This is a genomic window from Streptomyces sp. NBC_01255, from assembly GCF_036226445.1.
Lineage (GTDB): Bacteria > Actinomycetota > Actinomycetes > Streptomycetales > Streptomycetaceae > Streptomyces.
The window spans coordinates 1,653,770-1,674,280 of record NZ_CP108474.1 but is presented as its reverse complement, the minus strand read 5'-3'; the positions used below and the strand labels follow the sequence as shown (position 1 = coordinate 1,674,280).

Below are 20,511 nucleotides of genomic sequence, written 5' to 3'. Positions count from 1 at the left end.
GCAAGATGCTCGCCCTGATGGCCGGTACGGCGATGGCGGCGCCGCTCGCCCTCGCCGGTCCGGTGAGCGCGGCCGAACCCGGCGCGTACACCGTCACCCCGCTCACGTTCACGGTCGACGCGGGCGGCCGCACCTGCACCGTCGAGGCCGATCTCTACCGGCCGGCCGGGGTCGACGCCGGGAGTCCGGCGCCCGCCGTCATGGCCACCAACGGCTTCGGCGGCAGCAAGGCGGACGGCCAGACCGACGTCCTCGGCAAGGCCTTCGCGTCTCGGGGCTACGTCGGACTCGTCTACTCCGGGCTCGGCTTCGGCAAGTCCGGCTGCCTCATCTCGCTCGACGACCCGCGCATCGACGGACAGGCCGCCGCCCGGCTCGTCGACTTCCTCGCCGGCACCCGCGCCGCCGACGACGGCACCCGCGTCGACTTCGTCACCAAGGACGGTGCGGGCGACCCCCGGGTCGGCATGATCGGCGGCTCCTACGGCGGCGCCATCCAGCTCGCCGCCGCCTCCGTCGATCCCCGGCTCGACGCCCTCGTCCCCCTCATCACCTGGAACGACCTCGCCTACGCCCTGGCCCCCAACGGAGCCGACCGCGCCACCCCGGGCGTCTTCAAGTGGCAGTGGGCCAACGGCTTCTACCTGATGGGGGAGGCGCAGCCGCTGCTCTCGCCCTCGCTCGACCCGAGCAGGATCAACTCGCTCCACTGTCTGCACTTCGTCACGGACGCCTGTGACACCGTGCGGCTGCTGAACTCCGGCAGCTTCCCGGCGGCCGGCACGAAGAAGATGCTCGACTACGCCCGGAGCGTCTCCCCGGCCTCGTACCTGGACGGGGTCAAGGCGCCGACCCTGCTCGTCCAGGGGCAGATGGACACCGTCTTCAACCTCAACGAGGCCCGGGCCACCTACGAGAAGCTCGAATCGCAAGGCGTCGAGACCAAGATGGTCTGGCAGTCCTGGGGCCACAGCGGCGGTCTCATGAACCCCGACGAAGGCGAGCTCGACCTCGCGAAGGGCAATCTGGAGACCAGCTACGTCGGCCGGCGCATCCTCGCCTGGTTCGACCGCTACCTGCACGGCAACCGGAACGCGGACACCGGAGCCGAGTTCGCGTACCACCGCGACTGGCAGAGCGGATACGGCACCGCCGACACCGTCCCGGCCGTCAGTCAGAAGCTCTACCTCTCCGGCGACGGCAAGCTCGTCGACAACACGTCGAAGGTCGCCCGCGGATCGCGGACGTACAGCAACGCGCTGGTCCCGACGAGCCATTCGGAGATCTCGCTGGCAGGCATGATGGGGATCCCCCAGCCCGGGCCTTCCGACACCGCCGGCACCTACGTCGACTGGACCAGCGCCCCGCTGACCGCCCCGGTCGACCTCGTCGGCTCCCCGAAGGCCACGCTGCGGGTCCAGTCCCCGGTCACCGAGTGGTTCCAGGACTCCGGGGACGCCGCCGACAAACTCGTCCTCTTCGCCAAGGTCTACGACATCGCGCCGGACGGCACGAAGACCCTGGTCAAGCGGCTCGTCGCGCCGGTGCGGGTGCCCGACGTCAAGCGCCCGTTCACGGTGGAACTGCCGGCGATCGTGCACCGCTACGAAGCCGGCCACCGGTTGCAGTTCGTGATCGCGGGCAGCGACTCGGCCTACTTCGGCAACCGGGGCATCAGGCCGGTGACCGTCACCAGCGCCCCCGACGACGCGGGGACGCTGGAGCTGCCGCTCGTGAACGGCAGGGTGGGGTAGAGGGGGCGGGTCAGAGCGCCGCGTACCCCGGGCGGACGACCTCGTCGATCAGCCGCTGCCGCTCCGGCAGCGGCAGGAAGGCGGCGTCCAGGGCGGCGACCGTGAACTCCTCGAACACCTCGGGGCCGTAGCCGAAGGCGTCCACCATGTGCTGGAACTCCTCGCTCATGGTGGTGCCGGAGACCAGGCGGTTGTCGGTGTTGAGCGTGATCCGGAAGCCGAGGCGACGCAGCTCGTCGATCGGGTGCGAGGCGTAGTCCTTGGCGGCGCCCGTCTGGAGGTTCGAGGTCGGGCAGACCTCCAGGGCGATGCGGTTGTCCCGGACGTACGCGGCGAGCCCGCCCAGCGTGCCGTCCTCGGCGATGTCGTCCGTGATCCGCACGCCGTGGCCGATCCGCTCCGTGCCGCAGACCTGCACGGCCTCGTGGATCGACTCCGCGCCGACGGCCTCGCCCGCGTGGATCGTGAAGTGGCAGTTCTCCCGCTTCAGGTGCTGGAACGCGGGAAGGTGGCGGGCCGGCGGGTTGCCGATCTCGCCGCCGGCTATGTCGAAGCCCGCCACGCCGTTCTCCCGGTGGGCGACCGTGAGCCGCGCGATCTCCAGGGAGCGGTCCGTGTGCCGCATGCCCGTGAGGAGCGTACGGACGGTGATCCGGCCGCCGGCGCGGCGCTCGCCCTCGCGGAAGCCGTCGTTGACCGCCTCGACGACCTCGTCGAGGGTCAGCCCGCCCTCCAGGTGCTGCTCGGGGGCGTAGCGGATCTCGGCGTAGACGACACCGTCCGCCGCCAGGTCCTCGGCGCACTCGGCCGCGATGCGGGTCAGCGCCTCGCGGGTCTGCATCACCGCGCAGGTGTGGGCGAAGGTCTCCAGGTACCGCTCCAGCGAGCCGGAGTCGGCAGCGTCCCGGAACCACACCGCGAGCTCGGCCGGGTCCTCGGTCGGCAGCGCGGTGTAGCCGTGCTCCCGCGCCAGCTCGACGATCGTCGCGGGGCGCAGCCCGCCGTCGAGGTGGTCGTGGAGAACGGCCTTGGGGGCCCGGCGGATCCACTCGGAGACGGTGGCGGCGGCAGGCGTGGCAGGGTTGTCAGACAAGTGCATGGCGGGGAAGTGTACGCCACGGCCGAGGGGTGTGCGGCGACGGCCGGGTGCGGGCCGGTTCCGGGCCGCTCAGTGGGACTGGAGCACCGGCAGTGCGGGGGTGCCTGTCGGCAGCATGTGCTTGGCGGCCAGGACCGGGGTCTCCCCGACCCGCACGACCTGGGTGACCAGGACGGCCGGGGTGTCCGCCGGGCGGCCCAGCTGGTCCCCGCGCCGCCTCCCGAGCAGGGTCGCGGTGATGCCGCTGTGCGCGCTCAGGGCCGTCTCGGGCGAGGCCCCGACGAGGACCGCGAGCATCGAGGTGGCGGGGCCGGGCCCGCCGGCTCGCGCGGGGGCGTCCGGCTCCGCCGCCCGCAGAGCGCGGGCGAACTCGGGATGCACCCGGTCGAGCACCTCGTCGGCCGCCGCCCATTCGTGACTCAGAGCCGCCGCCGTACCCTCCCCGGTCAGCACGGACTCCCAGAACCGCAGCTCGGCGCGGGCCGGGGCGAGCAGATGCTGCGTCGTGAAGTCGGTGGGCTCCTCCACGGTCCGCAGCAGCGCGCGCACGCGCAGCGGGCCCCCCGCGCCGATCAGCTCCTCCAGCGGCTGGATGTGCTCGAAACCCCTGCGCGGCGGACGGTCGTTGACGGTCCGGCCGACCCCGCGGCGCACGGTCAGGAGACCGTCCTCCTGGAGCAGGAGCAGCGCCTCGCGCAGGGCGGGCCGGCTCACGCCGAGTTCGACGGCGAGCTTCGGTTCGGAGGGGAGCGTCGAGCCCGGCGGGTAGGTGCCGTCGTGGACGGCGTCCGCGATCCGCTCGTACAGCGCCACGACCGGCCGCCGCCGCTGTCCGCTGACCGCCACGGCCGCCTCCTCGTCTGGTTCCCGTCTGGCTTCCCGCCGGTGTCCGGGACCACCGTAGTCGGCCCACGTTGTCTGACAAGTCACCCGTACGGCTCCTCCCACCGACACGGTGGGGCTCGACTCGCCCCATTCTGGTCCCACGGCTGGTCCCGCGGCGCGGGCCGGGTGCGACCGACGGGCACCCCCGACGGCACGACGGAGGAGAGGGCCGGGCATGAGTCCCAAGGACACGTCAGGGGCGTCCCGCGCGGGCGGCACGTCCCGGTTCAGCGGAGCCTTCACCCCGGGCCGGATCGCGATGACGGCGGTCGCGGTCCTCACGCTGGTCTTCATCTTCGAGAACACCCGGGAGGTCAGGATCCGGATCCTGATCCCCGAGGTGTCCATGCCGCTCTATCTGGCGCTCCTCGCGACCGCCGTCCTCGGAGCGGCCTGCGGCTACTACGTCGCGGGCCGGAGGCAGAAGTGAAGCGGGCCGCCGTCGTGGGCGCGACCGCCGTCCTCGCGCTCGCGGCCGTCGCCGTCTCCTCGGCCGAGGAACCCGCCGTACCGGAGGAGGGCGCCGGGACACGGGCCATGCCGGACCTGCTGGGCGTACGGCTGTGGCGGGTCTTCACCCGGCTCGACCGCCGGACCCGCCTCGACGTCCACGACGCGAGCGGACGGGACCGGCGGGTGCTGTGGCCGCCGAACTGGCGGGTGTGCACGCAGTACCCGGCGGCCGCCACGGTCCTCGACCGGCGGACCGCGGTCACGATCGGGGTCGTACGCAAAGGTGAGACCTGCCCGCCCCGCGTCCGCACCGCCCGGCGCTGACCGGCGGGGGAGGGCGGCCCGGGCGACGGACGTCCGGGCGAGTGGCCCGTCCGGGCGAGCGGTCCGTCCGGGGCGGGCCCTAACCTTGGTCCATGCCCGACGATCTCGGCCGTTTCCTCGCCGCCGGGCCCCGTGTGGGCCTGCGCCCCTTCTCCCCGGACGACGCGGAGGAGTTCACCGCCCGCGCCCGCGAGAGCCGGGAGCTCCACCGGCCCTGGCTGTTCCCGCCGTGCACCCCCGAGGCGTACGCCGGCTACGCGGGCGTGCTCATCGAGGACCCGGCGCGCGCCGGGTTCCTGGTGTGCGAGCACGCCGACGGCACCGAGCACGCCGGCGGCGGCCGGATCGCCGGCTTCGTCAACATCAACAACATCGTCCGCGGCGCCTTCCGCAGCGGCGCCCTCGGCTACGGAGCCTTCGCGCACGCCGCCGGACGCGGACTGTTCACCGAGGCTCTCGGGCTGCTCCTGGCGTACGCCTTCGGGCCCCTGGATCTGCACCGCCTGGAGGCGAACATCCAGCCCGGCAACACCGCCTCCCGCGCGCTCGTCCGCCGCGCGGGCTTCCGCCTGGAGGGCTTCTCGCCCGCGATGCTGTTCATCGACGGAGCCTGGCGGGACCACGAGCGCTGGGCGATCACCGCGCCGGAGCCCGCGCAGCCCCCGTACCCCCCGCAGCCCCCGGGTACCGGTCAGCGCTTGTAGTTGATCTTCAGTACGGCGACCGGCATCAGCGCCGCCCGGAATATCCGGGCGGCCCCGCGTGCCCGCTCCGTCGAACCATGGCGCGAGAGCCCCTGGTCAGGACGGGCCCCGGCGTGTTCCATGGGTGGATGACGACCGTGCGACGTGCCGTACTGACGCTGCCCGCGGCCCCGTTGGGCCCGGACAACCCCCTGCCCGCCCTGCGGACCCATCACGGGAATCACGCGGTCGACGAGCAGACCCTCGCGGAGCTCCCGCGCGACATGGCCCGGGGCATCGGACGCGCACCCCTGCGCAGCCTGCTGCCCGCCCCCGTACGAGACGGCTACGGGCGCGAACGCACCCCCGCCGAGCTCGACGCGATCGTGATCGAGAACGACCGGCTCCGGGCCACCGTGCTCCCCGGCCTCGGCGGCCGCGTCCACTCCCTGCACCACAAGCCCACCGGACGTGAACTCCTCTACCGCAACCCGGTGTTCCAGCCGGCGGCCTTCGCCCTCAACGGCGCCTGGTACTCCGGTGGCATCGAGTGGAACATCGGAGCCACCGGCCACACCACCCTCTCCTGCTCACCCCTGCACGCGGCGGTCGTCCGCGCGCCCGACGGCGGTCCGATGCTCCGCCTGTGGGAGTGGGAGCGCCTGCGGGACCTCCCCTTCCAGGTCGACCTGTGGCTCCCGGAGGACTCCGACTTCCTCCATGTCGGCGTCCGCGTCCGTAACCCCCACGAGCGGCCCGCCCCCGTCTACTGGTGGTCCAACACCGCCGTACCGGAGGACCGCCGGGTCATCGCCCCCGCCGACTCGGCCTGGCACCACGGCTACGAGCGCGGGCTGCGCCGCGTGCCCGTCCCCGTCACCGCGGACGGCACCGACCGCTCGTACCCGCTCAACGGCGACCACGCGGCCGACTGGTTCTACGACCTGCCCGACGGACAGCGCCGCTGGATCGCCGCCCTCGACGCCGACGGCACCGGCCTCGTCCAGACCTCCACCGATCCGCTGCGCGGCCGCAAGCTCTTCCTGTGGGGCCGTGAGCGCGGCGGCCGGCGCTGGCAGGAGTGGCTCACCGAGCCCGGCACTCCTGGCTACGCCGAGATCCAGGCCGGCCTCGCCCGCACGCAGCTGGAACACCTGGAGCTGCCGGGCGGCGGGGAGTTCAGCTGGCTGGAGGCGTACGGACCGCTCGCCGCGGATCCCGCCGCGGCGCTCGGCGACGACTGGGGCGTGGCCCGGGAGGCCGTCGAGAGCGGCCTCGCCGGGGTGCTTCCGCGCGCCGGGGTCGACGCGGCGTACACCGCGTGGCGGGAGCGGGCCGCCGACGCCGAGCCGGAGACCGTCCTCGCCGTCGGCTCCGGCTGGGGCGCCCTCGAAGTCCTGCGCGGCCGCCATGAGTTGCCCGGGACTCCCTTCCCCGAGTCGACGCTCGGACCGGAGCAGGAGCCCTGGCGGGAACTGCTGCTCACCGGAGTCCTGCCGGTCCCCGAGAAGGGTGCCGCGCCCGGCGCGCCGCTGGTCTCGGCGCCCTGGCGGGACATGCTGGAGACCGCCCCGGCGGACCCCTCCACCGAGTACCACCTCGGCATCGCCCAGTGGCACGCCGAAGACCGCGCCCAGGCGGTACGGAGCTGGGAACGCGGACTGCGCGAGGCCGCCGTGCGCTGGCCGCTGCTCTACTGCCTCGCCGTCGCCGACCGGGAGGACGGACACCCGGCACGCGCGGCCGAACGGTTCGCCGAGGCCTTCACCGACCACGCCGACCGGGCGGCCGAGGACGAGGTGGTGGCCGCCGCCCTCGGCCGCGAGGCCGTCGTCGCGCTGCTCGCCGCCGGACGGACCGGCCGGGCGCGCGAGACGTGGACGCGACTGCCGGAAGAGGTCCGGGGCAGGGGCGCCTTCCGGCTCCTGGAGGCCCGCCTGCTCCTCGCCGAGGGCAGGACGGGCGAGGCCCGCGCCGTCTTCGACGCGGGCTTCGAGGTCGCGGACCTGCGCGAGGGCGCCGAGATCCTCGGCGAGCTCTGGTCGGAGGTCACCGAAGAACCCCTGCCGTACGCCTACGAGTTCAGGATGCGTCCGAGCTGATCGAGGGACGGGGGCGCGCTGCGGTCAGGACACCCGGCACACGATCTCGCCGTGCGGGACCATGAACCAGGCGTCCTCCCGCTCGCCCCACTCCCGCCAGGCCTCGCCGATCGCCGTCAGCTCGTCGGCGGTCGCGTGGCCGCCCTTCACGGCCAGCTCGGCGTAGACCGAGGCGGTCGTCCGGTCCGCCCACAGGCCGCTCCACCAGGCGCGCTCCTCCGGGGTGGCGAAACACCAGGTGCCCGCGGTCGTCGTGACGTCGGTGAAGCCGGCCTGCCGGGCCCACGAGAGCAGGCGCCGCCCGGCGTCCGGTTCGCCGCCGTTCGCCCGGGCGACCCGGTGGTACAGGTCCAACCACCCGTCCAGCGCGGGTCGTTCGGGGAACCAGGCGAAGGCTCCGTAGTCGCTGTCACGGGCCGCGACGACCCCGCCGGGCCGACACACCCGCCGCATCTCGCGCAGGGCCTGGACCGGGTCGCCGACGTGCTGGAGTACCTGGTGGGCGTGGACGACGTCGAAGGAGTCGTCGGGGAAGTCCAGGGCGTGGACGTCCGCCACGGCGAACTCGACGTTCTCCAGGCCGCGTTCGGCGGCGACCGCGCGGGCCTTGTCCAGGACGTCCTCCGCGGCGTCGACCGCGGTCACGCGGCCGGGCGCCACCAGCGCGGCCAGATCGGCCGTGATCGTGCCGGGGCCGCAGCCCACATCCAGGACGTCCAGTCCCGCGCGCAGCTCGGGCAGCAGGTAGGCGGCGGAGTTGGCGGCGGTCCGCCAGCTGTGCGAGCGCAGGACGGACTCGTGGTGGCCGTGGGTGTAGACGGCGGTCTCGTGGGCCGCGGACGGGGTGGAGGCATGCGTCATCGAAGCGACTCCCTCGGTGTGGGTGCGTTCCTTCACCGTACGCACTCGCGCCGCATAGTGAGATGTGCGTCTTGGGATGTGGACATCGTCTCAAGTGAACAGCTCCCGCCGGTACCGGAGTTCCTCCAGCTCCCGCCCGCCCGTGACGTCACACACGCTCGTGCCGTCGGGCCGCCAGCCCGCCGCCTCGTAGAACCGCCGGCCCCGCGCGTTCCCGGCGAGGACCCACAGGGCGGCGGTACGGAACCCGGCCGCCGCGAGGGCCTCGGTGGACGCGGCGAGCAGAGCCCGTCCGACGCCCGTGCCCCACACCTCCGGGAGGGAGTACAGCGCCGCCAGCTCGGCGGTGGTGGCGGGGTCGAGCGCGCCGGGCTCGTCGGCGGCCCCGGCGGCCTCGGCGGTCCCGTCGGACTCGCCGGCCTCGTCGGGCCCGTCGGGCCAGGCGCGGAAGCAGGAGAAGGCCACCACCCGCCCGTCGGCTTCCGTCGTCAGGAGCACCGTGGGCCGGTCCGGCGCCGTCAGACGCGCGTGCCACACGGCGGCCCGTTCCCCCGGGTCCAGGGCGTCCAGGTACGGCCCGGGCAGCAGGTCGCGGTAGGCGGCCTGCCAGGACAGGACGTGTACGGCGGCGAGGGCCGCCGCGTCCTCGGGCATCGCTTCTCGTATCGCTGTCGGCATGCCGCATTCTCGGCCCGGAAGGCCGTGGTCCGCTCCCGTTTTCGCCCGCGTCGCCCCCGACCCGGCAGGCCCGTGTGTGACAGCCCCGTGAACGGACCGTCCAGGCACCCTCCCCGCCCCCTCCCCGCCCCTAGGATCGGCCCGCCGCCGCCCGGTGGCCCGCCCGTTCCCCGTGTCGAGGAGTCCCGTGCCGTACTCGCCCGCGCCCGACCGCCGCTCCCTGCTGAAGCTGCTCGCGGCGGCCCCCGCGGTCTCCGCCCTCGGCGGGCTCGCCACCGCCGCGCCCGCAGGCGCACTCGCGGCACCCGCGAGCGGGGCCGCCGTGCCCGGCATCGTCAAGGCGCTCCCGCCCGAGTGGTTCACCGTCCGCGGCACCAACGCCGAGGCGCGGTTCGACGCCTTCGCGGACACCGGCCTCCTCACCCCCACCGACCGCTTCTTCGTCCGCAACCACACCTCCACCCCCGTCCTCGACGCCGCCGACTGGCGCCTGACGCTCTGGGGCGACGGCCTCCACGGCCGCAGCCCCGTCCACTTCACCTACGGTCAGCTGCGCGACCTCCCCTCCGTCACCCGAACGGCCCTGATCGAGTGCGCCGGAAACGGCCGCAGCCTCTACACCAGCCAGCAGGGCGAGTCCGTCACGGGAACCTCCTGGACCCTCGGCGCCGTCGGCGCGGCCCGCTGGCGCGGTGTCCGCCTCTCCGACGTGCTGCGACGCGCCGGGATCGCCCGCGACGCCGTCGCCCTCCAGCCGCGCGGCCTCGACGACCCGTACGTCTCCGGCGGCGTCGACTTCGGCCGGGTCCGCCGCCCGCTGCCGGTCGCCAAGGCCTTCGACGACGCCATCCTCGCCTACGAGATGAACGGCGAACCGCTGCCGTACGACCACGGCCACCCGGTCCGGCTCGTCGTGCCCTCCTGGGTCGGCATCGCCTCGATCAAGTGGCTCGGCGACATCGAGGTCTCCACCCGCCCGCTGTCCTCGCCCTGGTCCACGGACTGGTACCGCCTTCTCGGGCCCGCCCACCCGTCCGGCGGCAGCGCCCCGATCAGCGTGCAGACGGTCAAGTCCGCGTACGAACTCCCCTTCGGCGCCACCCTGGAGGCCGACCGCGTCCACCGGCTCACCGGGCGCGCCTGGTCCGCCCACGCGCCCGTCCGCTCGGTGGAGGTCTCCACCGACGGCGGGACCCACTGGCGGCGGGCCCGGCTCCTCGACACCCCGAGGCGGAACGGCTGGGTCCGCTGGGCCGCGCCGTGGCGCCCGCACCGCACCGGGCCGGTCACCCTGCTGTCCCGTACGACCGACGCCGCCGGCAACACCCAGCCCGAGCGGGCCGTCCACAACACCCAGGGCTACCTCTTCGACGCGGTCGTACGCCACCCGGTCACCGTCGCCTGAAACGTCGTACCGAGCGCCTGCTTGAGCGGCGAAACCGCCCGGATCTTCGTATAAAGGGCTCGGGGTGCCGTTCCCGGTGCCCCCGTGCGCTCAGGAGGTACGGGACATGCACCACACGGCTCCGGAAGCCCGAGGCCCGGTGCGCTACGGCCCTCCCGCGCCCGACGCGGGCCTGCCCGTCCTCCCCGGGCTCGCCGCCCTCCTCGCGGCCGCGGCCGGACGGACCGCCCCCGAGCCGCCCGGCGGCGGCCCCGTCCTGCGGGAGGCGGCGGCCGGCTACTGGTGGCGCCGCGGCCTGCGGACGCACGCCGAGGACGTGGTCGCGGCCCCCGGCGCGCCCGCCCTCCTCCTCGCCCTGATCGCCGCGCACGGCGGCGACCTCCTGCTGCCCCGTCCCTGCCCCGCCTGGTGGACCCCGCAGGCCCGCCTCCTCGGCCGCCCCGCCTACCACGTGCCCACCCCCGCCGAATGCGGCGGCGTCCCCGACCCGTACGCCCTCCTGGAGACCGTCCGGCGGGTCCGCGCAGAGGGCGGCGACCCCCGGGTCCTGCTGCTCTCCGTCGCCGACGACCCCACCGCCACCGTCGCCCCGCCCGAGATCGTCCGAGAGGCCTGCGAGGCCGCAGTCGCCGAGGGCCTCCACGTCATCAGCGACGAGACCTGGCGCGACACCCTCCACCACCCGCACGACACCGTGCTCCTGAGCCCCGCCGAGATGTGCCCCGACGACGTCACCGTCCTCGTCGACCTCGGCGGCGCGCCCCTCACCCCGGCCGCCTGGCCCTGTGCCGTCGCCCGCTTCCCGCCCACCGACCCGTCCCGCGCCGACCGCTGGACCGACCGCAGGGCCCGCGTCCTGGACGTCCTCACCGCGATCGGCGCCGTCGTCCCGGGCCCCGTCGCCCCCGCCGCCGCGCACGCCCTCGACGAACCCGAGGACGTGACCGTACGGGCCCGGCGCGCCGCCACCGTCCACGGCCGGCTCGCCGCCGCCGCGCACCGCACCGCCCTTGCCGCCGGAGCCCTCTCCAGGCCCCCGCAGGCGGGACGCCATCTCTACGTGGACCTCGGCAGGCTGAGGTCGGGACTGGCCGCCCGCGGCGTCACCGACTCCCTGGAGCTGGAGAGCCACCTGACCGCGCGACTCGGCGCCTCCGTCCCCGGCGGCCACCGCTTCGGGGACGAACTCGGCGCCCTGCGCGCCCGGTTCGGCACCGAGATGTTCCTGGGCGGCACCGAGGACGAGCGCGCCGAGACCCTCGGATCCCGGAACCCCGAGGAACTCCCTCATGTGGCACGCGCGTTGACGGACTTCGGAGGAGCCCTGGAGGAACTCCGGTGAACCATCCCGGCCATCCCGGCAATCCCCATCCCGGCCACCCCGCCCACCCCGCCCACCCCGTACGAGCCGCGCAGGACGGAGCCCGCAGATGACCGAACGGACGGCACACCCCGCCCAGGCCGCCGAGGCCCCGTACCCCTCCGACGCCCCCGCGGCCGACGCCCCCGCCCCACTCCCGGCTCCCGCCCCCACGTCCGTACTCCAGCCGATCGGCCGGCTGCGCGCGGACTGGCCCCGGACCTTCGTCGACCGGCTCACTGCCCCCCTCCCCGGCGTCCGCGCCATGGCGCGGCTGGCCCGCGAGGGTGCCGTGCGGCCCCGCCGCGAAGGCCTCCGCGACGTCCCGCTGCTCCCGTTCGAGCCGGGGCCGCTGCCGTCCGCCGGACCCGACTCGCTCGCCGTCACCTGGGCGGGGCACGCCAGTTGGATCCTGCGCCTCGGCGGACTCACCGTCCTCACCGACCCCGTCTGGTCCCGCCGGATCTTCGGCACCCCGGCCCGGCTCACCCCGGTCGGCGTCCGCTGGGAGGACCTGCCGCCCGTCGACGCCGTCGTCATCAGCCACAACCACTTCGACCACCTCGACGCCCCCACCCTCAGGCGACTGCCCCGGCGCACCCCCGTGTTCGTCCCGGCAGGCCTCGGACGCTGGTTCGCCCGCCGCGGGTTCGGCCGCGTGACCGAACTCGACTGGTGGGAGGCGGCCGAACTCGACGGCGTACGCTTCGACTTCGTCCCCGCCCACCACTGGTCCAAGCGCACCCTCCTGGACACCTGCCGCTCCCTGTGGGGCGGCTGGGTGCTCACCGACCCGTCGGGGCGCCGCGTCCACTTCGCGGGGGACACCGGCTACGGCCACTGGTTCGCCGAGATCGGCCGCCGCTTCCCCGGCATCGACCTATCCCTGCTCCCGATCGGGGCCTACGACCCCCGCTGGTGGCTCAGCGACGTCCACACGGACCCGGAGGAGGCGGTCCGCGCCCACCAGGACCTGGGGGCGCGGCGGATGGCCCCCATGCACTGGGCCACCTTCGTCCTGTCCTCCGAACCCGTTCTGGAACCCCTCACCCGGGTCAGGGCCGCCTGGGACAAGGCGGGGCTGCCCCGCGAGGACCTGTGGGACCTCCCGGTCGGCGCCTCACGGGTGCTGGCTCCCTGACGGGCCCGCGACCCTTCGAGATCCCCGCACCCGCCGCCACAGCGACGGCAGCGCGCTGAACAGCACCGTCAGGCCCACCGCCGCCACGACGCCCTGCCACGGCTCCGGGAAGAGCGAACCGCCCAGGATCCCGATCAGCTGGTACGTCGCCGCCCACGCGAGGCACGCCACCGCGTCCCCCCGCGCGAAGCGCCGCAGCGGCATCTTCGCGAGCAGGCACGCCAGCATCACCGGGATCCGCCCCGCCGGCACCAGCCGGGACAGCACGAGCACCGACACCTGATGGGTGTCGAGCCGCTGCTGCGCGTGCGCGGTCCGCTCCGGCGTCGCCCGGCTCCGCAGCGCGGCCAGCCACCGCGAGCCGTTGCGGGACCGGACCCCGCGCTGCCCGAGCCAGTACAGCGCGATGTCCCCCAGGAACGCGGCGAACGCCGCCACCAGGAAGACGAAGAGCAGCGACAGCGGCGAGGACTGGTGGAAGGCGACCACCGCCGCCGAACTGACGATGGCGCCCGTCGGCACGACCGGCACCAGCGCGCCCAGCGCCACGAGCAGGAACAGCGAGGGGTAGCCGACCGCCTGCTGCGTCGACTCGGGCGGCAGCTCGCGCACCGCCCCGGCGATCCCGACGAGGCCGTCGATCACCGGGCGACCTCCGGCCGCACTCGCTCGCCGTGGGCGAGCAGGTGCACCACCACCTTCGGCGCGAGCCTCGCCGCCTGGCGGACGAACTCGTCCCCCGGCGCGTGGAACTCGTGCGGCCGGACCCCGTCGAGCCCGATCGGCCAGTACGTGCCGTAGTGCACGGGCACCGCGGCCGCGGGCGACAGTGCGGCGAGCGCCTCGGCCGCGCGGCCTGCGTCGAGGTGGCCGTGCCCGAGGTACGGGCCCCAGCCGCCCACCGGCAGCAGCGCCACGTCCACCGGACCCACCGCCTCCGCCATCCCGTCGAAGAGACCGGTGTCCCCGGCGAAGTACGTCCGCGCCTCGCCCTCGACGACGTACCCGAGCGCGGGGGAGCGGTGGGGTCCGACCGGCAGCCGCCGCCCGTCGTGGAGCGCCGGCACGGCCCGTACCGTCACGCCCTCGACCGTCACCGTGTCGCCCGGCTCCACCTCGGTCAGCCGCAGCCCGTTCCCGTCGAGCCTCCGCAGCCCCGGTACGGCGGCGGGCGCGCCGCGCGGCACGACGATCCGCGTCCCGGGCGCGAGCCGGGCCAGCGAGGGCAGATGCAGATGGTCGGCGTGCAGGTGCGAGACGAGGACGGCCTCGGCGAGCGTGGCCTCGGGCGGCGGCAGGGCGCCGCGCCGGCGGCGCAGGTGCGCGAGCCGGCGGGTGAACAGCGGGTCGGTGAGGAAGCGGACCCCGGAGTCCTCGACCGTGCAGGTCGCGTGACCCCACCAGGTGACCTCCACCGGCATGCCGCCTTCCGTCGTCCGTCTGCCGTCCTCGGGGGCTCCGGCCGCCGCGCCCCGATGTCCGCGACCGTTCCGTACCTCCGTAACGAGGGTAAATGTCCGGAGCGTGCTCCGGAGGATGTTCGGCCGTGCCGTTCCCCAGTAGGGTCGGTCCATGGACGACGTTCGGGTGGCGGCGATCGCCAGCCTCACCCCGCTCGAAGAGCTGGACAGCGACCCCTTCCTGGTGGACACGCGCGGCCAGCACGAGCAGTGCGCCCGCTGGGCCGCCGACAAGGGGTACACGCTCGTCCGCCAACTCCTCTTCTACGGCATCCGTCCCGACCACGCGGCCCTGTGGCAGGACGTGGAGGCGGGCGAGGTGGACCTCTTCGTCGCCGCCAACGAGCGGGTCCTCGCCCGGGCCTTGACCTCGGTGCCCGGCTTCCGCGCCGAGTGCGAGCGCCGCGGGGTACGGGTCGAGACCGTCGGCCTCGACGAACCGGCGTACGACACGGCGGCCAAGGCCGGCGTGCACCGGCGGCTCTCGATGCCCACCGCCGGGTACGACGGCTCCTGACCCGTCCGCACCACCCGACACGGGAGCGCGCGACCTGACACACCCGGGCCGTTCCCCGTCACCCGTTTCGCGCCTTGACCGTGGGCGTTGTGCCACGCTTGAGGCAGGAAACGGGTGAAAGGTGAATCGGGCGTGGGAGACGGGCGATGGGGTGGCGCCGGCCGCTGGCGGACCACGGGCCGCGCGGTGATGCGGATGATCGTGGTGTGGGCGGTGTCCACCCTCACCATGCTCGCCCTCGCCGGACTGCTCCCCGACTTCGAGCTCCAGTCCGCGGACGGCGACAGCCTGACGAGGACGGCCGTCACCGCCGCCACCGCCGCGGGCGTCTTCGGTCTGCTCGGCGCGCTCGTGTGGCCGGTGATCGTCCGCGCCCTCCTCCTCGTCCCGGCGCTCGTCCTCGGCCTGCTGGTGTTCTTCCTCAACGGCTCGCTGCTGCTCGTCGCGCTCTGGCTGATCCCCGACGGCCGCGGCGCCGCCGACCCCGAGACCGCCGTCGTGGTCGCCGCCGTCATGTCCGCCGTCGCCTCCGCCACCGCCACCGCCCTCGCCGTCCGCGACGACGACGCCTACCGGCGCCGCCTCTACCGGCTCACCGGCCGCACCCGCCCCCGCGACCCCGAGGCCTCGCCGGAGGCCGCTCCCGGCACCGTCTTCCTCCAGCTCGACGGCGTCGGCCACCACGTGCTGCGCGCCGCCGTCGCCGACGGGCTCATGCCGACCGTCGCCGGCTGGCTCGACGCCGGCCACCGGCTCACCCCCTGGCGGACCGACTGGTCCAGCCAGACCGGCGCAAGCCAGCTCGGCATCCTGCACGGCTCCAACGAGGACGTGCCCGCCTTCCGCTGGTACGAGAAGGACACCGGCCGGCTCATGGTGTCGAACCGCCCCGCGAGCGCCGTGGAACTCCAGCGGCGGGCCGTGCGCCGCACCGGGGACGGCGGGCTGCTCACCTTCGACGGCGCCTCCCGCGGCAACCTCTTCAGCGGCGGCGCCGACCAGCTCGCCCTGGTCCTGTCGATGGCCGCCCGGCGCGGCCGGCGCAACCGCTCCCGGGCCGGCTACTTCGCGTACTTCTCCGACCCGGCCAACGCCGTCCGCACCGCCGGCTCGCTCGTCACCGAGTGCGTCCGCGAGATGTGCCAGTCGACCCGGGCGCTGCTGCGCCGCGACACCCCGAGGGTCTCGCGCGGCGGCACGTACCCCTTCGTCCGCGCCTTCGCGACGGTCGTCGAGCGGGACGTGGTGGTCTCCGCCGTGATGGGGGACATGCTGGCCGGGCGGACCGCGGTCTACGCCGACCTCGTCGCGTACGACGAGGTGGCCCACCACTCCGGCCCGCACGGCCGGGACACCGACCAGGTCCTGCGCCGCCTCGACCGCGCGATCGCGCTGATCGCGACCGTCGCCGAGCACGCCCCGAGGCCGTACCGGATCGTGCTCCTATCCGACCACGGGCAGAGCCCGGGCGAGACCTTCGAGTCGGCGTACGGCCTTTCCCTCAAGGAGCTCGTACGGGCCGGGTGCGGGCTGCCCGTGCCGCGCCGCGTGCGGCGCACCCGCAGTGGTTCGGAGGCGCGCGACGCGGCCAGGGACGCGCTGCGCAGCGCCCTGCACCGGCCGCTCGACGAGACCGGCGAGACGGCGAAGGAGCTGCCCGCCAAGCCCTCCGAGCCGGTGGTCCTCGCCTCGGGCAACCTCGGCCTGATCTCCTTCCCCGACGTGCCGCACCGGATGACCCGCGAGGAGATCGAGCGGCGCCACCCGGCACTGCTGCGGACCCTCGCCCACCACCCGGGCGTCGGCTTCGTGCTCGTGGCGAGCGCCGAGCACGGCTCGCTCGTCCTCGCCCGCGACGGCGTGGAGGTGCCGGTCGCCGAGCTCGCCGACGACGGGCCGCTGGCCGTCTTCGGGCGGGGCGCGGCGGACGCCGTGCGCCGTACGGACGGCTTCCCGCACGTCGCCGACATCATGGTCAACTCGATGTACGACCCGGCGACCGGCACCGTGCACGCCTTCGAGGAGCAGATCGGCTCGCACGGCGGGCTCGGCGGCGAGCAGTCGCACCCCTTCCTGCTGTCGCCGCCGGAGCTGACGGCGCCGGTCGGCGCGGGGGAGGAGCTGGTCGGCGCGGAGCGGATCCACCGGGTGCTGCGACGCTGGCTGCGCGAGTCCGCGGGCCCGCAGGTGCCGCTGGGGCCGGCGGGGGCGCGGGAGATCTCGCCGGCACGGGGCGCGCCGGAGTCCTCGCCCTGCAGAGCGTCCGTGGAGGGCGCCACGGCGGGGGAGAGCGAACCCACGCCCTGACCGCCGGTGCGGTGAATCCGGGGCTCCGGACGTAGGCCGCCCGGGCGGATCTCGCCCCCGGAGCGCCGCGTGCGGACCCGCGCGGGGCAGGACGCATCTCCGTGAGCCCCGTGCCCGAGCCGACCGCGACGCCCGCCACCCCGGCGGGCCGCCGGACGCGCCTCGCGCCGGGTGGATCCTGGTGGGTCGCGCTCTTCCTGATCCTCACCACCCTGTTCGGCACGGGCGCGGCCAACGCCCTCCCCGGCGGCGCCGAACTCCGCGTCGCTGCCGCAGCCCCGGCCTCCGCCCCGGCCTCCGACCCGGGCGCCGAGACGTTCGACCCGGCGGCCGCGGAGGCGGGGCTTCCCGGCAGGACCCGACGGCACCGCACGCCCGTCCGGCCCGTCCCGCCGCGCCACCACCCCCGTCCCGCCCGCCGCCGCTCCCGTACCACCGCCCCCGCTCCCGTACCCGCCCCGCGTGGCGGCGCGCCCCGGCGCGTGGTGATGCGCTGCTGACAGGCCCGGGACCTCCCGGCAGTCAGCCCAGACATCACCCCCCACGCGAGGAGTTCCGCCATGCCCGTCGACCCGTACGCCGTCCTCCAGGCCCTGCTGCGCGCCGAGGCCTCCCGAGCCCAGCGCGCCGACCGCCGCTCCGCCGAGCCCGCCGAACCGGCGCAGCCCGCCCCGGTGGCCGAGCCGCCCGCCCCTCGGGAGGACCGCACCCGCTGAACGACCGGATCCGCTTCGGACACCGACGCGGACGCGGACGCGGGACGCGGGCCCTGGGGAAAATACGATTTGCGGACGGGTGTACGGACGTACGAGGCTGATCCGATGACCTCGACCGACCGGAACACCAGCCCCGATCGGTCCGCCGGACCCGCGTCCGGCCCGGGCCCCGCCACCGAGACGACCCTCGACACCGGGAGCAGGACCGGGACCAGGACCCGCGCCGCCGCCGCTCGTGCCGCCGCCCGTCTCCTCGCCTTCGCGCGGCGCCCCTACTGGGACCGCCCCGACCCCTCGTTCCGCATCCGCCGCTGGCCCGACCTCACCGCGCTCTGCTTAGCCACCGTCTTCTTCTGGTCCAGCCTCACACCCTCCCTCGTGCCCCGGCCCTGGTACCTCCAGGGGATCGTCGGCGGCATCACCGCCGCCATCGGCTACGCCCTCGGCGCCGGACTCGCCTGGCTCTTCCGCGCCGTAGTCCGCCGGTGCCCCGGCGAGCCGGTCCGCGCCCGCTGCTGGCAGGCCTACTGGCTGCTCAGCCCGGTCATCGCCGTCTGGCTCATCTCCGAGAGCGCCCGGATGCAGCGTCAGCTGCGGGTCCTCCAGGGCCTTCCGCCCACCCTCACCTGGCACACGCCGATGATCGCGCTGATCGCCCTCGGCCTCCTCCTCGCCGCGCTCCTCGTCGCCCGCTCCGTACGGCTCGGAGCCGTCACCCTGATCCGGCTCCTCGGCAGGCTCCTGCCGCGTCCCGTCGCCTTCGCCGTCGGCGCGGCCCTCTCCGCGCTCGTCGTCCTCGTCGGCGTCCGCGACGTCGTCTTCGACCGGGGCGTCGTCGACCTCGCCGACCGCATCGCCGAGGCCACCAACGGCGGCACGAAGGACGGCATCCGACGCCCCGCGTCCCGCCATGTCTCCGGCGGCCCCGGCTCCCTCATCCCCTGGCAGGACCTCGGCTACCAGGGCCGTAACTTCACCGGCTCCACCCCCACCCGCACCGCCCTCACCGCCTGGACCGGCCGGCCCGCCCGCGAACCCGTCCGCGTCTACATACCCTCCGCGCTGCCCGCCGCCTTCACGGACGACCGCCCCTTCGCCGCCCAGGCCCGCCTCGCCGTCCGCGAACTCGACCGGACCGGCGCCTTCGACCGCGCCGTCCTCGCCGTCGCCGGGACCACCGGCACCGGCTGGATCGACCCGAACGTCGCCGAGGCCCTGGAGTACATGTACGGCGGCGACACCGCGATCGTCGCCGTCCAGTACTCGTACCTCCCGAGCTGGGTCTCCTTCCTCGTCGACAAGGAGAAGGCAGGGCAGGCCACCCGGGCCCTCCTCGACGCCGTCCGTACCCGCCTCGCCGCCCTCCCCGCCGACCGGCGGCCGAAGCTCGTCGTCACCGGCGAGAGCCTCGGCGCCTACGCCGTCGAAGCGTCCTTCGGGACCGCCGACGAGCTCCTCGCCGGAACCGACGGCGCGCTCCTGATGGGCGCCCCCCACTTCTCCCCGATCTCCCGGGAGATCCGCCGCGACCGCGACCCGGGCAGCCCCGTCTGGCGCCCCGAGTACCGCGGCGGCGCCCACATCCGCTTCGCGCAGTTCCCCCGTACCGACCTCGAACGCCCCGCCGCCGTCTGGGAACGGCCGCGCGCGGTCTACCTGCAGAACGCCTCCGACCCCGTCGTCTGGTGGTCGCCCGAACTGCTCCTCGACCGCCCCGAATGGCTCGACGAACCGCTCGGCCCCGACGTCACCCCCGAGATCGGCTGGTTTCCCATCGTCGCCTTCTGGCAGACGTCCGTCGACATGACCGTCTCCTACGGCGTCGACGCCCCGCACGGCCACCGGTACGGGGCCGGGGCCGTCGACGGCTGGGCGGCGGTCCTGCCGCCACCCGACTGGACCGCCGCCGACACGACCCGCCTGCGCGCCTTCATCCGCCACCGCAAGGCGGCCTACTGAGCGGCGGCCCGTCAGGTCAGTACCGTGAACGCCTGTGTCGTCAGGGCCCGTTCGAGCCGCTCCCGCAGGCGCGCCGCCGTCGTCTCCAGGCGTGCGCGCTCACTCACCGGCAGGGAGAAGCCGACCGCCGAGTGGCCCCGCCCGCCGTGATCGGCACGGCCGCGCACACCGCGCCGAGGGCGTACTCCTCCCGTTCGAGCACCGGCGCTCCCCGCCGTATCCCGGCCAGCCGGGTCAGGAGTGCCTCCTCGTCCCGGACCGTGTGCGGGGTCAGCCGGGCCACGGGGCGGCGGACCGGATAGGCGCGGCGGGCCTCCGAGGACAGCTGGGCGAGCAGGCACTGGCCGAGCGCGTGGGCGTGCGCGGTCGTCCGGAGTCCGCCCACTCCTCGACGGCCCGGCGCTCCGGACTCTCCGCCACGGCCACCACCCGCACCTCCCCGTCGGCGAGGTCCGCGTAGTACACGGGCGCGCCGAGTTCGTCGCGCAGCACCCCCAGCCACTCGGCGAGCCGCACCCCCGGCCCGGGCCCCGGCCCGCGTCCGGCGAGCCGGGGCACGGCGGGCCCGAGCCGGAACGTCCCGCGCTCGCGCCGCAGATAGCCGTCGTGCACCAGGGTCCGCAGGAGGTGGTACGTGGTCGGCAGCGGCAGCCGGGTCTCCCGGGAGAGCCGCTTGGCGGTGATCTCGCCGTGCTCGGCGACCGCTTCGAGCAGCACGAGCGCACGGCGAACGGAACTGATGAGCGTGGGCGTGGAGGGGGCCATGGGGCCCAGTCTGCCGAGCACCTCGCCCGCCCGAGCCCCGGT

The 20,511-nt window shown here is 75.1% G+C and carries 22 protein-coding genes; 13 read left to right on the top strand and 9 right to left on the bottom strand.

What is annotated here, in order from left to right:
* Nucleotides 1-5 precede the first annotated feature (5 nt).
* On the top strand, nt 6-1,754 hold the full coding sequence (locus OG357_RS07260; protein ID WP_329625511.1) for a CocE/NonD family hydrolase: 1,749 nt from the start codon (nt 6-8) through the stop codon (nt 1,752-1,754).
* Nucleotides 1,755-1,764: 10 nt separating this feature from the next.
* Here the strand turns inward: OG357_RS07260 and OG357_RS07255 are convergent, their stop codons facing one another.
* Nucleotides 1,765-2,853, bottom strand: a complete 1,089-nt coding sequence (locus tag OG357_RS07255; RefSeq protein ID WP_329620358.1) for an adenosine deaminase — start codon at nt 2,851-2,853, stop codon at nt 1,765-1,767.
* 69 nt (nt 2,854-2,922) lie between these two features.
* Nucleotides 2,923-3,699 (bottom strand): GntR family transcriptional regulator, encoded by a 777-nt coding sequence (locus tag OG357_RS07250; protein WP_329620357.1) that lies wholly within the window; start codon nt 3,697-3,699, stop codon nt 2,923-2,925.
* 214 nt (nt 3,700-3,913) lie between these two features.
* Between OG357_RS07250 and OG357_RS07245 the strand changes: the two genes are divergently transcribed.
* The 3 genes from OG357_RS07245 (at nt 3,914) to OG357_RS07235 (ending at nt 5,219) form a co-directional block, all read left to right on the top strand.
* Nucleotides 3,914-4,168 carry a LapA family protein gene (locus OG357_RS07245; RefSeq protein WP_329620356.1) on the top strand — a complete coding sequence of 85 codons (255 nt, stop codon included), beginning with the start codon at nt 3,914-3,916 and terminating at the stop codon, nt 4,166-4,168.
* Nucleotides 4,165-4,515, top strand: coding sequence for a hypothetical protein (locus OG357_RS07240; RefSeq protein ID WP_329620355.1), 351 nt, complete (start codon nt 4,165-4,167; stop codon nt 4,513-4,515). Before OG357_RS07245 ends, OG357_RS07240 begins: the two co-directional genes overlap by 4 nt.
* 92 nt (nt 4,516-4,607) lie before the next feature.
* The gene (locus OG357_RS07235; protein WP_329620354.1) at nt 4,608-5,219 is read left to right on the top strand and encodes a GNAT family N-acetyltransferase; all 612 of its coding nucleotides are present in this window, start codon (nt 4,608-4,610) and stop codon (nt 5,217-5,219) included.
* Here OG357_RS07235 and OG357_RS07230 read toward each other — a convergent pair.
* Entirely contained in the window at nt 5,207-5,341 is a 135-nt protein-coding gene (locus OG357_RS07230; RefSeq protein ID WP_329620353.1) for a hypothetical protein, read from the bottom strand. The genes OG357_RS07235 and OG357_RS07230 overlap by 13 nt on opposite strands.
* Before the next feature lie 6 nt (nt 5,342-5,347).
* Between OG357_RS07230 and OG357_RS07225 the strand changes: the two genes are divergently transcribed.
* Nucleotides 5,348-7,300 carry a DUF5107 domain-containing protein gene (locus tag OG357_RS07225; protein WP_329620352.1) on the top strand — a complete coding sequence of 651 codons (1,953 nt, stop codon included), beginning with the start codon at nt 5,348-5,350 and terminating at the stop codon, nt 7,298-7,300.
* 24 nt (nt 7,301-7,324) lie between these two features.
* Here OG357_RS07225 and OG357_RS07220 read toward each other — a convergent pair whose 3' ends face one another.
* Together OG357_RS07220 and OG357_RS07215 are read right to left on the bottom strand one after the other, a co-directional pair.
* Nucleotides 7,325-8,161, bottom strand: a complete 837-nt coding sequence (locus OG357_RS07220; RefSeq protein WP_329620351.1) for a methyltransferase domain-containing protein — start codon at nt 8,159-8,161, stop codon at nt 7,325-7,327.
* A 90-nt stretch (nt 8,162-8,251) separates the two neighbouring features.
* The gene (locus OG357_RS07215) at nt 8,252-8,839 is read right to left on the bottom strand and encodes a GNAT family N-acetyltransferase (protein WP_329620350.1); all 588 of its coding nucleotides are present in this window, start codon (nt 8,837-8,839) and stop codon (nt 8,252-8,254) included.
* A gap of 187 nt (nt 8,840-9,026) precedes the next feature.
* On the opposite strand from OG357_RS07215, the gene OG357_RS07210 reads away from it, so the two are divergent.
* From OG357_RS07210 to OG357_RS07200, 3 genes are all read left to right on the top strand, one after another.
* Nucleotides 9,027-10,244, top strand: a complete 1,218-nt coding sequence (locus OG357_RS07210) for a sulfite oxidase (RefSeq protein ID WP_329620349.1) — start codon at nt 9,027-9,029, stop codon at nt 10,242-10,244.
* 106 nt (nt 10,245-10,350) lie between these two features.
* Nucleotides 10,351-11,586 carry an aminotransferase class I/II-fold pyridoxal phosphate-dependent enzyme gene (locus OG357_RS07205; RefSeq protein WP_329620348.1) on the top strand — a complete coding sequence of 412 codons (1,236 nt, stop codon included), beginning with the start codon at nt 10,351-10,353 and terminating at the stop codon, nt 11,584-11,586.
* Between the two features lie 88 nt (nt 11,587-11,674).
* Nucleotides 11,675-12,745, top strand: coding sequence for an MBL fold metallo-hydrolase (locus OG357_RS07200; protein ID WP_329620347.1), 1,071 nt, complete (start codon nt 11,675-11,677; stop codon nt 12,743-12,745).
* On the opposite strand, the gene OG357_RS07195 is transcribed toward OG357_RS07200, so the two are convergent.
* Together OG357_RS07195 and OG357_RS07190 are read right to left on the bottom strand one after the other, a co-directional pair.
* Entirely contained in the window at nt 12,725-13,390 is a 666-nt protein-coding gene (locus tag OG357_RS07195) for a DedA family protein (RefSeq protein ID WP_329620346.1), read from the bottom strand. The two genes, OG357_RS07200 and OG357_RS07195, sit on opposite strands and share 21 nt — an antisense overlap.
* Nucleotides 13,387-14,166, bottom strand: a complete 780-nt coding sequence (locus OG357_RS07190) for an MBL fold metallo-hydrolase (RefSeq protein WP_329620345.1) — start codon at nt 14,164-14,166, stop codon at nt 13,387-13,389. Before OG357_RS07190 ends, OG357_RS07195 begins: the two co-directional genes overlap by 4 nt.
* A 151-nt stretch (nt 14,167-14,317) precedes the next feature.
* On the opposite strand from OG357_RS07190, the gene OG357_RS07185 reads away from it, so the two are divergent.
* From OG357_RS07185 to OG357_RS07165, 5 genes are all read left to right on the top strand, one after another.
* Nucleotides 14,318-14,722 (top strand): hypothetical protein, encoded by a 405-nt coding sequence (locus OG357_RS07185; protein ID WP_329620344.1) that lies wholly within the window; start codon nt 14,318-14,320, stop codon nt 14,720-14,722.
* Nucleotides 14,723-14,911: 189 nt separating this feature from the next.
* Nucleotides 14,912-17,029, top strand: coding sequence for a phage holin family protein (locus OG357_RS07180; RefSeq protein ID WP_329625510.1), 2,118 nt, complete (start codon nt 14,912-14,914; stop codon nt 17,027-17,029).
* Between the two features lie 101 nt (nt 17,030-17,130).
* Nucleotides 17,131-17,529 carry a hypothetical protein gene (locus OG357_RS07175; protein WP_329620343.1) on the top strand — a complete coding sequence of 133 codons (399 nt, stop codon included), beginning with the start codon at nt 17,131-17,133 and terminating at the stop codon, nt 17,527-17,529.
* 60 nt (nt 17,530-17,589) lie between these two features.
* Entirely contained in the window at nt 17,590-17,745 is a 156-nt protein-coding gene (locus OG357_RS07170) for a hypothetical protein (RefSeq protein WP_329620342.1), read from the top strand.
* Nucleotides 17,746-17,850: 105 nt separating this feature from the next.
* Nucleotides 17,851-19,704, top strand: coding sequence for an alpha/beta hydrolase (locus tag OG357_RS07165; protein ID WP_329620341.1), 1,854 nt, complete (start codon nt 17,851-17,853; stop codon nt 19,702-19,704).
* A 103-nt stretch (nt 19,705-19,807) separates the two neighbouring features.
* Here OG357_RS07165 and OG357_RS07160 read toward each other — a convergent pair whose 3' ends face one another.
* A complete protein-coding gene (locus OG357_RS07160; RefSeq protein ID WP_329620340.1) occupies nt 19,808-20,089 on the bottom strand; it encodes an IclR family transcriptional regulator domain-containing protein in 282 nt (93 codons plus the stop codon).
* Nucleotides 19,975-20,469, bottom strand: a complete 495-nt coding sequence (locus OG357_RS07155) for a helix-turn-helix domain-containing protein (RefSeq protein WP_329620339.1) — start codon at nt 20,467-20,469, stop codon at nt 19,975-19,977. Before OG357_RS07155 ends, OG357_RS07160 begins: the two co-directional genes overlap by 115 nt.
* Nucleotides 20,470-20,511 lie beyond the last annotated feature (42 nt).

Excerpts from the sequence above, each read along its gene's own strand:
- OG357_RS07180 (WP_329625510.1), top strand. The coding sequence starts at position 14,912 with ATGCGGATGATCGTGGTGTGGGCGGTGTCCACCCTCACCATGCTCGCC.
- OG357_RS07200 (WP_329620347.1), top strand. The coding sequence starts at position 11,675 with ATGACCGAACGGACGGCACACCCCGCCCAGGCCGCCGAGGCCCCGTAC.
- OG357_RS07215 (WP_329620350.1), bottom strand. The coding sequence starts at position 8,839 with ATGCCGACAGCGATACGAGAAGCGATGCCCGAGGACGCGGCGGCCCTC.
- OG357_RS07255 (WP_329620358.1), bottom strand. The coding sequence starts at position 2,853 with ATGCACTTGTCTGACAACCCTGCCACGCCTGCCGCCGCCACCGTCTCC.
- OG357_RS07155 (WP_329620339.1), bottom strand. The coding sequence starts at position 20,469 with ATGGCCCCCTCCACGCCCACGCTCATCAGTTCCGTTCGCCGTGCGCTC.
- OG357_RS07185 (WP_329620344.1), top strand. The coding sequence starts at position 14,318 with ATGGACGACGTTCGGGTGGCGGCGATCGCCAGCCTCACCCCGCTCGAA.
- OG357_RS07245 (WP_329620356.1), top strand. The coding sequence starts at position 3,914 with ATGAGTCCCAAGGACACGTCAGGGGCGTCCCGCGCGGGCGGCACGTCC.
- OG357_RS07260 (WP_329625511.1), top strand. The coding sequence starts at position 6 with ATGCTCGCCCTGATGGCCGGTACGGCGATGGCGGCGCCGCTCGCCCTC.
- OG357_RS07170 (WP_329620342.1), top strand. The coding sequence starts at position 17,590 with ATGCCCGTCGACCCGTACGCCGTCCTCCAGGCCCTGCTGCGCGCCGAG.
- OG357_RS07230 (WP_329620353.1), bottom strand. The coding sequence starts at position 5,341 with ATGGAACACGCCGGGGCCCGTCCTGACCAGGGGCTCTCGCGCCATGGT.
- OG357_RS07225 (WP_329620352.1), top strand. The coding sequence starts at position 5,348 with ATGACGACCGTGCGACGTGCCGTACTGACGCTGCCCGCGGCCCCGTTG.
- OG357_RS07205 (WP_329620348.1), top strand. The coding sequence starts at position 10,351 with ATGCACCACACGGCTCCGGAAGCCCGAGGCCCGGTGCGCTACGGCCCT.
- OG357_RS07235 (WP_329620354.1), top strand. The coding sequence starts at position 4,608 with ATGCCCGACGATCTCGGCCGTTTCCTCGCCGCCGGGCCCCGTGTGGGC.
- OG357_RS07190 (WP_329620345.1), bottom strand. The coding sequence starts at position 14,166 with ATGCCGGTGGAGGTCACCTGGTGGGGTCACGCGACCTGCACGGTCGAG.
- OG357_RS07165 (WP_329620341.1), top strand. The coding sequence starts at position 17,851 with ATGACCTCGACCGACCGGAACACCAGCCCCGATCGGTCCGCCGGACCC.
- OG357_RS07220 (WP_329620351.1), bottom strand. The coding sequence starts at position 8,161 with ATGACGCATGCCTCCACCCCGTCCGCGGCCCACGAGACCGCCGTCTAC.